This is a genomic window from Bordetella genomosp. 5, from assembly GCF_002261315.1.
Classification (GTDB): Bacteria; Pseudomonadota; Gammaproteobacteria; order Burkholderiales; family Burkholderiaceae_B; genus Bordetella.
On record NZ_NEVP01000009.1, the window covers coordinates 123606 to 137839 of the forward strand.

Sequence of the window (14234 nt, forward strand, 5' to 3'; positions counted from 1 at the left end):
GTCACCGCGCAGGCGCCCGCGCTCAAGCCTGGACGCCGGCGTGGCTCTGCGCCTGGAAGGCGCTGGGCGCCATGCCGAAATGACGCCGAAAGGCCAGCGTGAAGGCGCTCTGGCTCGCGTAGCCGCACGCCAGCGCCACCTGCAGAATGCTGTCGCCGGCCATCAGCCCCTGCAGCGACGACAGCAATCGCGCGCGCAGCCGCCACTGGCCGAAGCTCGTGCTCGTCTGTTTCTGGAAGTGCCGCTGGAAGGTCTTGACGCTCATGGCAAGGGCGTCGGCCCAATGCGCGGCGTCCCAGTCGCGGCGCTCGCCCTCGACCGAGAGCGCCTCGCAGACCTGACGGATGCGCTTGTCGGTCGGCCACGGAAGATGGAACGCCGGATCCATGGGGGCACTGAGCTCCTCGCGCAGCAGGTGCGCCATCAGGCGGCCGCGGCGCGTCTCGATGGCCTGCAGGCCGAGCGACGCGAGTTCGTCGATCACCGCGCGCAGCAGCGGCGACACCGGAATCATGCCGTCGGTCGCGGGGAGCCCCAGCACGCGCTGGCTGTCGACGAAGAGACTGCGGATGCGCGCGGGGCCGCGCACGCTCATGCGGTGTTCGACCCACGGCGATATCCATACCGCGCGCGCCGGCGGCACGAGCCAGCGGCCTCCCGGCGTGTCCACGCGCATGAGACCCTCGACGGCATAGAGAAGCTGGCAGCGGGCATGGCAGTGGAACGGCGTCTCGTGCCCTTCGGTGAAATTGGCCGCCGCACCGGTCAGGATCGATGTCGCGGTGTCGTAGGGCTTGGCGTCCTGGCCGTGCACGATTGTCTCTTTCTCTACAAAAGTCGACCCATTCTATAGAAACGGCGGCGCGCCGGCTTCATAAGATCGCTTCATAACACGCCATACCCTTGTCATATGCGTGCCTGCGCCGCTTTCTCGCTTCGGCCCGTCCGCGGCGTCACCAGCGGCCATGCCCGCCTGCCGACACCGGCCCGCCAACGCTACGTCCGTTGCCAGCCGCCGGTGCCGGTGATTCACCCGCGCTCCGATGGTCGTCCAGCCTCACACCAAATATCGTCCCCTCGCTCCCGTCGCGCTGAGCGACAGGCAATGGCCTTCCCAGACCCTCTCCGATGCACCGTGCTGGCTGTCCGCCGACCTGAGCGATGGCAATCAGGCGCTCTTCGAACCGATGGACCGCCCGCGCAAGCTGCGCCTGTTCCGCGAGTTGGTGCGTATCGGCTTTCGCGAGATCGAGCTGGGCACGCCGGCCGTCTCGCAGACGGATCATGAGCTGGTGCGTCATCTGATCGATCGCGATCTCATTCCGCGTGGCGTGACGCCGGCCTTGCTGACACCGCTGCAGCCGGCCGCGATCCGGCAGACCGTGGCGTCGGCCCGGGGCGCGCGCCGCGTCATCGTGCATCTGTTCAATCCGGTGGCACCCGCCTGGCGCGAGCTGGTGCTGGAGCAGAGCGTGGAACAGATCGTGACCGCGGTGCGGGAGGGGGTGGAACTCCTGCGCGAGCTCACGGACGCCCAGCCCGACACGGAATGGACGTTGCAATATTCGCCCGAGACCTTCTGCCAGGCCGAGCTCGAGGTGTCGCTGGCCGTGTGCGCGGCGGCCATCGAGGCGTGGGACGCGGGCCCGGGGCGGCCGATGATCGTCAATCTGCCCGCCACGGTCGAAGTCGCCATGCCGAACGTCTTCGCCGATCAGGTGGAGTGGATGCATCGCCACCTGCCGCGGCGCGCCGATCTGGTGTTGTCGGTCCATCCGCACAACGACCGTGGCACCGCCGTGGCCTGCGCGGAGCAGGCCCTGCTGGCGGGCGCTCAGCGTGTCGAAGGCTGCCTGTTCGGCAATGGCGAGCGCAGCGGCAATCTCGACCTCGTCACGCTGGCGCTCAACCTCTACACGCAGGGGATCTGGCCGGGCCTCGATTTCTCGGATCTCAATGCCGTGGCGCGGGTGGCCGAGGAGAACACCGGCCTGCGCGTGCCGGCACGTCATCCCTATGCGGGCGATCTGGTGTTCACGGCGTTCTCGGGCACGCATCAGGAGGCCATCGCCAAAGGCCTGGCCGCGCAGGATCCCGAGGGGCCCTGGCGCGTGCCGTACCTGGCGATCGATCCGCGCGATGTGGGCCGGTCGTATGGCGGCATGGCCCGGGTCAATGCCGCGTCGGGCAAGGGCGGCATCGCCCATGTGCTGGAACGTGACCACGGCATCGTCATGCCGCGCCGCATGCGCATCGAGTTCGGCGCGGTCGTGCAGCGGCTGGGCAGCGCGAGCGAGGCCGACCTCGATGCCGACGAGGTGTGGCGGCTGTTCCAGCAGACCTACGAGGCGCCGCTGCTGGCCGGCCGTCTGCGCCATCTTTCGCATGAGCTCTACGATGTGCCGGGCGGTCAGCGCATCCGTTGGCGCCTGTCGGATGCCGGCGTGATCGGCGAGCGTAGCGGGCGAGGCAGCGGTCCGCTGGCCGCGGCCGCCGACGCGCTGGGCATGCGGGTGGACTACGTGCAGCACAGCCTGGGGCAGGGGGATCAGGCTCGGCCGCGTGCCGTGGTCGAGGCGGCGCTGCCGGGACGCTCGGGGCCCGTGTTCGGGGTGGGCATGCACGAGGACCTGGCCACGGCCGAGATCCTGGCGCTGCTCTGCGCGCACAATCGCGTGCTGACCTGATGCCGGGCCGCGCGGCCGGCGCGTCGTGCGGCGGCGTCGTCAGATGCCGCGCATGCGTTTCAGGAACTCGAGATAGATCGGATCTTCGTCTTTGAAGACTTTCTCGCCGGCGCCGCGATAGGCGAGCAGCAGCTCATCGCCGGCGACGTCGAACGCGTCCTGGTCGTAGGCCACCTGACCCAGCCGCAGATGCAGAAGCGGGTTGTCCTTGCCGCCGGGGCACGACTGCGCATCGCGATAGGCCTGCGCACTGCCTTCGAAATCGTCCAGCATGTGGCAGGTGTCGCCGATCGCGACCATGATCCAGGTGGCGATGTCCCAGCGGACTTTGGGCTCGGGCAGAAGATCCCAGGCGGTTTCATAGGCTTCGAGCGCGGGTTCGTATTCTTCGCGCTCGAAGTGTTCGTCGCCTTGCACGCAGTAGGCTTCGACGATGTCGTGCAGGGCCGCGTCCAGTTGCATGATCGCCTCCGTTGCATTCTCAAATGGGCGCTCAGTGTAGTGTCGATATGGCCGCCGCAGCCTCGGCAATGGTCGCCTGAGCCGAGGTCTCGTCCGAATGTGTGAGGTGGGTTGCGGGAATGCAAGGGCCGCGGGTAAGCGCAGCGCACGGATCGATGCGCCGGCCTGCGGATTGCAATGCACGGTGTACGCACGCAGCGGACTGCCGCGCGCGCCGGGTCTATTCGCCCAGGCCGAGCTTGTAGAAGGCCTGACTCGCGATGAGGGTGGCCCCGCAAGAGGTGCGCATGCCCTCGAGCGCGGCCTCGCGATCGGAGCTCACGCCGGGCAGGCCCTCGACGATGGTGTGGGTGCCACCGCACTGCGGGCAGGTGACGCGATCACCGACCCGGGCCATGGGCTGGCCGAAGATGATCACGGTTTCGTCGCCCGTGACGACCACGCCGCCGTGCGACGTGCGATCGCCTTTGCGGATGACGGCGCGTTGGCTCATGGCGTGGGCGTTGGGGGTATTACAGGTAGGTGCCGTCGGGCGCCATGGCGGGCTCGCCCACCACGAACGTGCCGTCCGGCGCCATGCGGATCGGGCCGCCCGAGCCCTTGTACGAGCCATCGGGCGCGCGTTGCGGCGTGCCGGCCACGTAGGTGCCGTCGGGGGCGCGCGTGATGGGGCCCGTGCCGCTTACGTAGGTGCCATCGGGCGCACGGCGCGCGGCGCCCACCATGAAATGACCATTGGGCAACATGCGGATCGTTTTCGTCGTCATGAGCGAGTCCTGTTCAGGTGGCGACATGATAGCGGCCACGCGTGATGCGCTTTGTAATAGGAGGTGTCATATTTGAACGTACCTTGAAAGCGGGTATGAGATCATCCCAGCGATTCGTGCGCCGCCATGGGGGCGGGACGCCGCTTTCTACGCATCCTCATGACCGATATCGACGCCCTGTTGCAGCCCGTGCCCGGTGACGATCCCTGCGGGATCGACCTGGTTTTCTCGGCCGAATTCGACGCCATCCGCGAAGCGCGCCGCCACGATGATCCGCAGCTGGATCAGGGCGATTGGGTCATCGACCTCAAAGAGGCCGATTGGCCCGAAGTCATCAAGATCTGCACCACCGTGCTGCGCGAGCGCAGCAAAGACATCCGCGTGGCGTCGTGGCTGGCCGAAGCCTGGGCCAAGACCCGCGGTTTCGCCGGGCTGCGCGATGGTTATCTGCTGATCGACGGTCTCTGCCGCGACTTCTGGGAGGGCCTGCACCCGGTGCCCGAAGATGGCGATGTGCAGCAGCGCGTGGGCAATCTGGCATGGCTGCTGTCGCGCTCGCAACAGCTCGTGGGCGAGATTCCGCTGACCCAGGCCGATGGCGCGCGCTATGGCGCCGTGCTCTGGGAGGCCGCCACGCAGCTGGCCAACGCGGTAAAGCGTTCGCCTGACAACGCCAACGAGATCACCCGCGGCAAGCTCACGCTCGACCGTTTCGACGCCGCGCGCCGCGACACGCCGCCCGCGTTCTATTCCGAGCTGGAAGTCCAGATCGAAGGCTGCGTGCAGGCGCTCGCGCGCCTGGAGCAGACCCTGGACGCCCGCCTGGGCAGCGAAAGCCCGGCGTTTTCCCGCGTCCGCGAGGCGCTCAAGAACGTGACCGAACTGGTGCATCGCTTCGCTCGCGATGCCGGCCTGCTGGTGCGCGCGGATCTGGCCGCGACCAGCCTGCCGCCGGTGTCGTCCGCGTCCTCCGCTCAACCTGTCCGCATGGAGCCCACCTTGCCCGCTGCCGACATCGATCCCATGCCCCAGGGTGCGCCGGCTGGCGCCGTGACGCACACGCTGCGCGGCCCGATCCAGACGCGTGACCAGGCCCTTGCGCAGTTGCGCGAGGTGGCCGACTTCTTCCGCCGCACCGAGCCGCACAGCCCGGTCGCCTATCTGGCCGACAAGGCCGCGAGCTGGGGCGAGATGTCGCTGCATCTGTGGCTGCGTACGGTGGTCAAGAACGACGAGACCATGGCCGGCCTCGAAGAACTGCTGGGCATCAAAAAGGCCGGCGACAACGGTTGATCCGTTGGCCGCCGGCCTGCGTCGCGTCGTGCTTCAGCGCGCGGCGCGGAACTCGATCCGACGATTCTTGGCGCGGCCCTCGGCCGTGCCGTTGGTCGCGACCGGCTGGTCGGGCCCCGCGCCCATGGCCTCGAAGCGCGAGGCGGGCAGTCCCTTGTCGACCAGGTAATCGCGCACCGCATCGGCGCGCGCCTGGCTGAGCACCAGGTTGGTGGTGCGGCTGCCGGAGCTATCGGTGTGACCGATGATCTGGATCTTGTCGGCGCGCAGCTTGGGCACCACGTCGGCCACTTCATCCAGCAACTCGCGGCCGCGCGTGGTCAGCCGTGTGCTGCCGGTCTCGAACTCCACCACCCGATTGCTGAGCAGGTTGTCGAGTACGCCCTGTTCGTTCTTGTCTGCCGAGACACGCAGGCCGTTGATGATCTTGTAGGTCGGGTTGAGGGAGGTGGCGAAGGTGCTGGCGATCTGCTGGCGCGAGGCCTCGTTGTCGACCTCGCCGCGCAAGCGGATCTGGGTGCCGTCGATCTCGAGTTGGCCCCGGTTGATCTGCTTGAGCGGCGTATCGAGCAGCTTGCCCACGTGCTCCGACCAGTTGGCGGGGGCGACCACGCCGCCTACGTCGATGCGGTCGATGACGTTGCCCACGCCATAGATCTTCTGCAGGCGCGCCAGCACGTCGGCCTTGGTGGCCTCGTCGGGCACGGCACCGCTGGCCACGACCTGGCCCGGCTGCGGAATCACGTTGGCGGGCACCACGGTCGCGCCATCTTGCGCGTAGGCCGAGCAGCAGAAGGCCGCTGCCAGGGCGAGGAGTCGGATACGCATGCTTCAGGCTCCGATGAAGACTTCGCGGAAGGTGTCCTGCGCCTGGCGCAGGGACAGCCGCGGTTGATCCAGATAGCTCGACAGCTTGGCCAGCCCGTAGCTGGCGCGCACATGCTCGCGTACCCACGGCGCTTCCTCGAGCACGATGTAGTGCTGGGCCAGGGTCTGCGGCGTGGAAAGCAGGCTTGCGAGGCTCTGCGGCGATGCGCCGCGAAAGCCCACGACGAGCCGATGCGTGCCGGCGATGCGGCCGATGAAGAGCGCGATCTCGAAGTCGGCGCGTGCGAGGAACGGCGCGATCAGCGCCATCCAGTAGCTCGCCACCAGATTGATATAGAGCGGGTCATCCGGCAGGGGCAGGGCGAGGCCGGTGTCGAGCTGCGACGAGCCGCTGGACATCACCGGTTCGAGCAGGATGCCGAGCGCCAGCACGATGTCGTGCATGTTGGCGGCGTGCTGATTGCCGCGCAGCATGGCCTCGACACGCTCGAGCGTCTGCAGGTCGATGAAGGCGTCGAAACCATCGTCGGCGGCCGTGCGGATCTCGCCGCCCAGATCGTTGAGCGCCTGCAGCGCGGCGGCCTGATCGCCGTCCTGCATGAGCTGGCTCGCGGCCGTGCCCATGCGGTTCCACATGCGGCTGAAGGCGAGCGGGCTGCGCGCGATGAACTCGAGCGGCCGCGCGACTTCGATCGAGGTGGCGCTGATGAACGGGAAGCGCCGCCCCGACAGATCCCGGCTCGGTTGCAGGTGCCCGGCGATGCCGAGCTTGCCACGCGATCCCAGGATCGCGAACTGGATGGGCTGGGCCTCGTCGTAAAGCGCTTTCCAGTGTGGATCCTGCGCCAACGCTTCCATGGTGTTGGCCACCCAGTCATCCAGCGTGCTCATGAGCTGCGGATGCGAGGTGTTCTTCACGAAGTCGCCACGCGACGGGATCTTGCCGAAGTAAGCCGTACGGAACATGGGTGACTGCAAGGTGCTCATTGCGCCGCTCCAGCGGACGTCGAGGCGACGGCGGGTGGGTTGGGGGAGGCGCCCACGACCGAAGTCGGCAGGCGCAGATTGCGCAGGCCCTGGCTGCCGGGCTCGGCGCCGCCCGCGGCCGCGGCCTGGGCGTTGCTGATGATGCGCAGCTTCACGGGCACGGTGACGTTGGACTTGGTCCAGCTCATCTCGAAGCTGCCGTCCGGCGCGGGCTTGCGCTGTGCGCCGGAGATCAGGCGCTCCAGGCCGAAGCGGCCCGGTTCGTTGACGATCTCGACCACGGTGCCATCGAAGGTGGTGGCGGTGATGCGCGCGCCAGGGGCGCCTTGCGCATTGGGCCAGACGAAGTTGACCCACTGCGCGGGCGTGTTGCGGTAGCGCAGCTGCTGGCCATCGATCTCGATCGTGTATTCCGTGACCCCACCCGCGGGACGCGGCTGGATCTGGAACAGCGTCTGCGGCTGGGCCGCGCCGCCCGCGCCCGAGGCGCCACCGGAGAGCGGTGCCACCCACTGTGCGAAGTTGGCGGTGAACGAGGGCTGCAGATCGATCCCCATGTCGCCCCACGTGCGTGCGGTGAGGATGTCGCCCCGGCGCACGGTGAGCGGTCCGAGGGTCTCGTTCACGTAGCGCGCAATGCTGCCCTGCGGACCGAAGACCTGGCCGATCTCCTCGCCGCTGGCCTCGACGCCGGCTCGCGTGGAGAACGGATACTTGTCGGCCAGGGTCTGGCTGAAGGGCTGGTAGACCTGGGCGTTCCAGACCTTGTTGAGCTCGAGCTGGGCCGGCTGCATGGTGACGGCGTAGGCCTGGATGAGCGGCCGGATCAGCAGCGGCCGCAGCGTCTCGCGTTGCGCCGGCGTGAGGCCGGCCAGCATCTGTTCGTCGACCAGTTTCAGTGCGTCGGCGAGCTCCGACTCCTTGCCTTCGAGTGTCTGACGCATCAGCGCCAGCGCGCCGGGGCCGGGGTCGCCCTGATTGTTGATCTGATTGAAGCGCGTGCGGATCTTCGACAGCGCGTTCATGTAGTTGCCCAGCAGCGATTGGTTTTCGCGCGTGACGACCAGGCGCGCCACGTCGGAGAACTCGCGGCCGACCGGGCCCATCGGCACCTGGCTCGCGCCTGCCGCGGCTTCGGTGGGTTTGGGCGGTTCCTGGCGCAGGATGTTGCGCTTGAACCAGGCCACCACGCCCGTCTGCGCCTGCGAGATGCCGGTGTTGATCAGCGACGGGTTATCCCAGGAGGTCTGCTCGTACGTGGTGTTGATGAGCTTGGCGAGCGGCGAGTTCTGCGGATCGCCCAGGCGGTTCATGCCCTGCACCGCCTGATCGAAGTTGTTGAACGGCTTGATCGTGACGCCGCGCAGCAGCTTCTGCCACTCTTCGGCGTACTCCGTTTTGTACATCGTGGCGAGGCTCTTCTGGATCTGCTCGGGGCTGCCTTCCAGCGTGAGGTCGTCGCGCACGTTCACGCCCAGCACCCAGTCGGTGGTCTGGACTTCGCGGCGCGCGGCCTCGCCGATGGCGGGCTCGATGTACTGCTCCCAGGCCTCGCGCGTGAAGGTGCCGGGCACGGCGTAGCTGCCCGCCACCACGGCGGCGTCGTTCTCGCCCACGATGCGGGCGACGGTCATGGCCGGGTAGCGCGTGGCGGCGCGCGCCTTGAGCGTGGCGTAGGCGCGCTCGCGCGCCGGCATGCCCTGCATCACGGCCCGCAGGCTGCCGCGCGTGCGTTCCACGGTCGCGAGATTGGTCTCGATCTCCGGCCAGTCGGCATCGGCCGAGCGCGCCACATAGAAAGAGATCAGGCGCTCGGCGCTGCGGATCAGCTGGTCGCGCGGCATGGCGCCGCGGTTGGTCTCGAGCCAGCCGCGCCAGAAGCGCGTGATCTGATCCGACAGGTGCGTGGGCTCCACGTGCTGGCGGTTCGCCATCATCAGATAGGTCTTGAGCGCGTTGTAGGCATCGTCCACGCTGGTGGGCGAGGCATCCTGGAACAGCATGTCGCCTTGCGCGCGGGAGGGCGGCGTGGGGGCGGCGGGGGCCGCCGTGCCGGTCGCGCCGGACGCGCTCACGTCGACCTTGCCGAGATAGTCTTCCAGGCTGGCCTTGACGGGCGTCAGCATGAACTGGCTCAGGCCGTTGTAATACTCGGCCAGCAGGCGCTGCTTGAGCACATCGCCCTGATACAGGCCCATGCCCAGCGACAGCGGCCGGCTCGACGAATAACGGTCGAGCTGTTCGATGCGGTCCTGCAGGATTTCCATCGCCTCGAGGCGGCTCTGCAGATCGGTGCGCTCGCTTTGCAGCCGCACGACCTTGTCGAGGTCGGCCTGCACGTTGTTGGCGAGCTGGCGGTTGCCCAGATACGACCAGCTCCAGCCGCCCAGCAGCAGGCCCAGCGCCAGCACGAGGCCGAAGAAGGTGGCGTAGCGCATGCGGATCTTCGCCGGGCTGGCGTGCTGCCGCACAAGCTTCTTGTCGGCGAAGATCACGTTCGAGAACAGGTCGCGCAGGAAGAAGCCGTTGTGCGAGGCCACATTGCGCGCCGTTTCGCGCGAGGCCGGCTTGAGGCTGAAACGCTCGGCCAGCTTCTCGGTCGAGGCGCTGCGCGACGCGCCTTCCTGCAGCGCGCTGGTGAAGTAAAAGCCCCGGAAGACCGGCTTGTACTGGAACGGATTGGTCTCGAACAGCGTCGACAGGAAGGTGCGCAGCGCGGGCTTGATCGCGGCGAACTCCAGCGGGAAGGTGAGCAGCCCCGGAGGCAGGGGCCCCTGGCGGCGCAGCGAGATCTGCGCGGTGCCCATCTCCTTCAGGCCCTCATAGAGCTCGTCGAAGCGCTCGTCGAACAACGACAGCACATCGCGGCCTTCTTCGACGCCATAGGGCAGGGACGCGCCCCACACCCGGTTGCGCTCGTGCGCATCGGAGTCGGCGAAGAATTCCGCGAAGCCGGCGATGAGGTCGGCCTTGGTGAAAATCACGTACACCGGCGCGAACACTTCGAGGCGGTCGGTGAGCTCCTGCACGCGCTGGCGCAGATTCTTGGCCAGATTGATGGCGAACTCGGGGCCCGAATCGGTGAGCTCGCTGATGCTGGCTGCCACGATGATGCCGTTGATCGGCGCCTTGGGCCGATGGCGCTTCAGCAGGTCGAGAAAGCCCATCCATTCGTTGCGGTCTTCCTCGTGCACCGAATAGCGGCCCGCGGTGTCCAGCAGAATGCCCTCGGTCGTGAAGAACCAGTCGCAGTTGCGCGTGCCGCCCACGCCGCGCACCGCCGCCCCGTTCTTGTCGGCGAACGGAAACTGCAGCCCCGAGTTGATGACCGCGCTGCTCTTGCCGGCGGCGGGGTTGCCGATGACGATGTACCAGGGCAGCTCGTAGAGCGCCTCGTTGCCCGACATCTGACCGATCTTGGATGTCTTGATCGTGCGTACGGCCTGCGTCAGGCGGGTACGCAGTGCCTCGACCTCGGTGCGATGCGCCGAGGCGCTCGCGGCCGCGCCGGTCTGCACCTGCTGCTCGAGCATGTCGCCCAGCTTCTGGTTGGCGCGACGCGTGCGCCGGCGGCGCCAGAGGTAGACGCACAGCCACAGAAACAGCAGCACACCCAGCAGCAGGCCAGCCCAGACGAAGGCGATCTGCAGCGTGTCCGCGAAGAGGAACAGGAACACGATGAGCGCGATCAGGCCGATCACCATGAAGGTGCGCGGATTGGCCAGGATTCGCGATCCCCAGTGACGGAGGTCGCTGAGCATGCTGGACAGGCTGGAGAGGAAACCGGAAGGGCTACGCATGGTGTGTCGCTGTTATTGTGGTTCAGGCGGTGACGCTGGCGGCGGCTGGCTGAGTGACCAGCGCCGCGCAGCGCAATGCGGGGTCTTGCAGTGACAAGGCCAGGATCGGATGCGCGAACTGCACGCATGCTTCGCTGGCCAGGGCGAGCGTCAATAAGGTGCTGGCCGCACCGGTGTGGCCACAGGCCACGCCGAGCGCCGTACAGTCGGTGGCGGGATCGAGGTGCGGAAACATCCGTGCCGCGAGGTCCACGGGCTCGAGCGGGCGGCTGCCGCGATGGTCGGCGTCGCTGAGGATGCCACCGACGGCGGTGGTCTCGAGCGTCTCGGCCTCGAGCAGGGTCGCGATGCTGTCGGCCAGCGCGGGCTCGGCCAACGCGCCGCGGGCATCGGCGGGCTTGGCGCGGCGCACGAACGGAGAGAACGCGACGCGCACCTGCGCCTGCGCGGAGTCGGGTCCGATGAGCAGGCCCGCCGCGGCTTCGCCCGGCACGCGGCCTTGCGGATTGGTGGGCGTGAGCAATCGCGACTCTGCGTCCCATTGCGCCACGCGTGTGGCGTCGACGTAGCCGTCGGCCGCGAGGACGATGCGCCACACCGCGTTGGCGCCCGGCTGATCCGCGCCCGGCCGAGGGGCCGTGGGCGCACGCAGGGCCGCGATCTCGCGCAACAGGCTGTCGGCGGCCGTCGCATCATGCACGGGGTGCACGGTCACGCTCACCCGCTCGTCGGGCCACACGCCGGCAGCGCCGAGAATTTCGCCGCGCGCGTGTTCGCGCGCGGCCTCGCTCCAATCGTCGGGCAGCAGCAGCATGAGGGCCAGGGTGGGCCAGTCGGCATCGCGCGCCGGGATGTCGAGCGCGGTGACGTGACGATGCGCCTCGCCGACGAGCGGACGCGCGGTGTCCACCAGCAGCCGCAGTGCGCGCAAGAGGCCCGGCGCGCGCACGCTTTCGTCCAGGCCGCGTTCACGCGCGATGGCGCCGAGCTCGTCATCGTCGAGGTGCGGCGCGCGGGCCGCGAACACGGGGTAGCCGCTGCCGGATTTCAGGCCGGGGTCCAGCTCGGGCCGTTTCTGCTCGATGGCCGCGGCCAGCAACGAGGCGCTGTCGCTGCCGGCCCAGGCCTGGGCCGCCACGGCCACGATGTCTAGACTGGCGGGGCCCTGGGGCGCTGCCACGGCCTCGGCCGGCGCCGTATCGCCGGGCTCGGCTTCGGGCTTGGGCGCACGCGCCGCGCGCACGAGCTTCGTGCCCAGCCAGAGCGTGCCCAACAGCGCGAGGGGCAGGGCGAAGAGGTACAGCGCGATGTCCACGCCGGTCGGCAGCGTGCGCGACTCCTGCCACCAGATGATGATGGCGAGCCACACGATGCCGAACACGGCCAGAACGAGTAGTCCTTTCTTCAGAAATCGCGCCATGGGTCTCGAGGTGTCATCTTGTTCGTATCGCCTTGCGTCATTGCGCGGCAGCGCCGTTGCGCCGCATGACGCCGGGCTTGCGCAGCTCCACGTGACCGAAGTCCATCATCTTCCAGCGGCCGCCCCAGGTCAGGCCGACGAGCTCGGCGGTTTCGCCGAAGAGCTCATAACCGCGCATGGCCCAGGGATCCTTTTCCGAGATCACGAGCTTGCCGTCGCGATAGAACGCGCTGTCGGCCGCGAGCCCGTACTGGTGCCAGCTCTGGAACGCGCCGGCGTTCGTGACGTGCGAGCCCATCGCCGCGAGCTCGGCCTGACGCTCGGGGCTGCGATAGCCCTCGATGAGCGCCATCTCGTAACCGTGCTGATCGCGCATGATCTGATAGGCCAGCAGCAGACGCTGACGGAAATCGGCATCGAGCAGATCCCAGTTGCGGCTGGCGCCACCGAGCTTGGGCCGCACCAATTCCACCTCGCGTGTGGTGAAGGCTTCGGGCGGCAGCGCAGGCGGCGGCACGAGGCGTTCGCCTTCGAGCAGGGCATGAATTCGACGGTCCGGACCGGTGGTTCGTGCATCGTAAAAAAATGTGTGATTGTGTCGCATCAGGAAAGCGAAAATCGACGGCAGCAGCACCACGGCAAGACCGATTGCAACTTGCCACCGATGCCGCGCCACCCAGCCTGCCGACTGTCTTGCGCCATGCCGCAACGCACCCGCGGTACCGCCCACCGCCCCGCCCGCGTGCGTCGCGCCGCGCGCGGCCCCTCTGGAAATGCCTTGTGCACACGCGCGCAGACCCCGGACCGCGCCCTGGCGCAGACCCGGAAAAAACAGCAGCGCGGAGACGCCCACCGCCAGTAAAAAATACAGGGGCAGTAGTAGTAACAATTCAGTCCCTCAGGTGAAGGCGTAATCTTTTGTTCTATTCGCGCCTGAGGCAAGTCATCCGGGGTTGCAAACAGCGTCTGACCCTTAGAAATCGTAACAAGGCGCAATGTTCGAGATATATGTATGCGTTATTCTCGGTCGCCTTGGTTACAGGGGGGCTGCTCGCCTCCTGCTGACACGGGATTACGCATGGCAGAAGACAAAGAAAAAGCCCGCCCTACGACCTCCGCGCCAAGCTTGCTCAGTCCTTCCTCGGCCTCTCGCGGCGAGGCGGGCGCCCCGCGCATCCTGGCCGCGCTAGAAGGCCGTGCGCCCGATGCCGAAGCCAAGCATCTTCCGAACAAGCGCCGCGCGCGCCCCGTGCGCTGGGTCGTGCTGGCATTGCTGTTGGCCCTGTTCGCCGGTGCGGCGACCTGGCTGGTGGTCGAAGACGGCGCCGTGCCACTCATGGCGCAAGCGCCTGCGTCCGACCCGCAGGCACCGGGCGGCGCGGCCGCCAATCAAGTTGCGCCCGCAACCAATCCCGATCTGATCGCCCGTGCGCCCGCGGCGCCATCGGCCGACGCTGCGCCGGCGCCCGCGACGGCGGCGATCGTGGATGAGACGCCGCCCGCCGCGGATCCGAATCTGGGTCGAGGCGATCGCGAGCCGGACGGCGAGCCCACGAATCCGCTGTCGGTGCTCGCGATGACTGCTCCGACGCCCGGCGCATCGACGCCCGGCCCGGTGGCCGCCCGGCCCGTCGCGCCGGGGCCGACGCGTCAGGCCGCCGAGCAGCAGCGCAAGCAGGCCGATAACGGCGCGCGTCAGACCAAGCCGGCCAAGGCCTCGCCGTCGCGCAAGCCCGCCGATAGCGATGCCGCGCTGCTGTCCGCCCTGATGGATTACGGCCTGCCGCCGGCTTCGCCGCCAGGCACGCGCGTGTACAAGACCGACGGCATGTTCATGCGGGTGATGCCCGGCTCGCCGTTGGCCGATCGCCTGAGCGAGTGCCGCAAGCTGAGTTTTCTCGAAGGCGAGCAATGCCGCCTGAGGACATGCGCGGGCCATTGGGGCACCGCGCCCGAATGCCCCACGCCGCAGGCCAATATCGAGCCCTGA

At 68.1% G+C, this 14234-nt stretch carries 12 protein-coding genes; 3 read left to right on the forward strand and 9 right to left on the reverse strand.

Annotated elements, in window-relative coordinates:
• Nucleotides 1–22: 22 nt before the first annotated feature.
• Nucleotides 23–814 (reverse strand): AraC family transcriptional regulator, encoded by a 792-nt coding sequence (locus CAL25_RS15045; RefSeq protein ID WP_094801433.1) that lies wholly within the window; start codon nucleotides 812–814, stop codon nucleotides 23–25.
• 229 nt (nucleotides 815–1043) lie between these two features.
• Between CAL25_RS15045 and CAL25_RS15050 the strand changes: the two genes are divergently transcribed.
• On the forward strand, nucleotides 1044–2687 hold the full coding sequence (locus CAL25_RS15050) for a 2-isopropylmalate synthase (protein WP_094801435.1): 1644 nt from the start codon (nucleotides 1044–1046) through the stop codon (nucleotides 2685–2687).
• Nucleotides 2688–2726: 39 nt separating this feature from the next.
• Here the strand turns inward: CAL25_RS15050 and CAL25_RS15055 are convergent, their stop codons facing one another.
• The 3 genes from CAL25_RS15055 to CAL25_RS15065 all read right to left on the reverse strand — a co-directional run bounded on the left by CAL25_RS15055 (nucleotide 2727) and on the right by CAL25_RS15065 (nucleotide 3916).
• Complete coding sequence (locus tag CAL25_RS15055) at nucleotides 2727–3149, reverse strand: hypothetical protein (RefSeq protein WP_094801437.1); 423 nt, start codon at nucleotides 3147–3149, stop codon at nucleotides 2727–2729.
• A gap of 220 nt (nucleotides 3150–3369) precedes the next feature.
• Nucleotides 3370–3642: a PAAR domain-containing protein gene (locus CAL25_RS15060; protein ID WP_094801439.1), complete on the reverse strand. Its 273-nt coding sequence runs from the start codon at nucleotides 3640–3642 to the stop codon at nucleotides 3370–3372.
• A 19-nt stretch (nucleotides 3643–3661) separates the two neighbouring features.
• A complete protein-coding gene (locus CAL25_RS15065; RefSeq protein WP_094801441.1) occupies nucleotides 3662–3916 on the reverse strand; it encodes a hypothetical protein in 255 nt (84 codons plus the stop codon).
• Between the two features lie 159 nt (nucleotides 3917–4075).
• On the opposite strand from CAL25_RS15065, the gene tssA reads away from it, so the two are divergent.
• Nucleotides 4076–5209, forward strand: a complete 1134-nt coding sequence (gene tssA / locus CAL25_RS15070) for a type VI secretion system protein TssA (protein WP_094801443.1) — start codon at nucleotides 4076–4078, stop codon at nucleotides 5207–5209.
• Nucleotides 5210–5242: 33 nt separating this feature from the next.
• Here tssA and CAL25_RS15075 read toward each other — a convergent pair whose 3' ends face one another.
• From CAL25_RS15075 to CAL25_RS15095, 5 genes are all read right to left on the reverse strand, one after another.
• Entirely contained in the window at nucleotides 5243–6037 is a 795-nt protein-coding gene (locus CAL25_RS15075; RefSeq protein WP_094801445.1) for an OmpA family protein, read from the reverse strand.
• Nucleotides 6038–6040: 3 nt separating this feature from the next.
• Entirely contained in the window at nucleotides 6041–7024 is a 984-nt protein-coding gene (gene tagF, locus CAL25_RS15080; protein ID WP_094801447.1) for a type VI secretion system-associated protein TagF, read from the reverse strand.
• Entirely contained in the window at nucleotides 7021–10785 is a 3765-nt protein-coding gene (gene tssM, locus CAL25_RS15085; protein WP_249279109.1) for a type VI secretion system membrane subunit TssM, read from the reverse strand. The genes tagF and tssM overlap by 4 nt, the downstream gene beginning before the upstream one ends.
• Before the next feature lie 61 nt (nucleotides 10786–10846).
• Nucleotides 10847–12244, reverse strand: a complete 1398-nt coding sequence (locus tag CAL25_RS15090; protein WP_094801449.1) for a hypothetical protein — start codon at nucleotides 12242–12244, stop codon at nucleotides 10847–10849.
• Nucleotides 12245–12281: 37 nt separating this feature from the next.
• The gene (locus tag CAL25_RS15095) at nucleotides 12282–13133 is read right to left on the reverse strand and encodes a M15 family metallopeptidase (protein WP_094801450.1); all 852 of its coding nucleotides are present in this window, start codon (nucleotides 13131–13133) and stop codon (nucleotides 12282–12284) included.
• Nucleotides 13134–13370: 237 nt separating this feature from the next.
• On the opposite strand from CAL25_RS15095, the gene CAL25_RS15100 reads away from it, so the two are divergent.
• Nucleotides 13371–14234 carry a hypothetical protein gene (locus tag CAL25_RS15100; RefSeq protein WP_094801452.1) on the forward strand — a complete coding sequence of 288 codons (864 nt, stop codon included), beginning with the start codon at nucleotides 13371–13373 and terminating at the stop codon, nucleotides 14232–14234.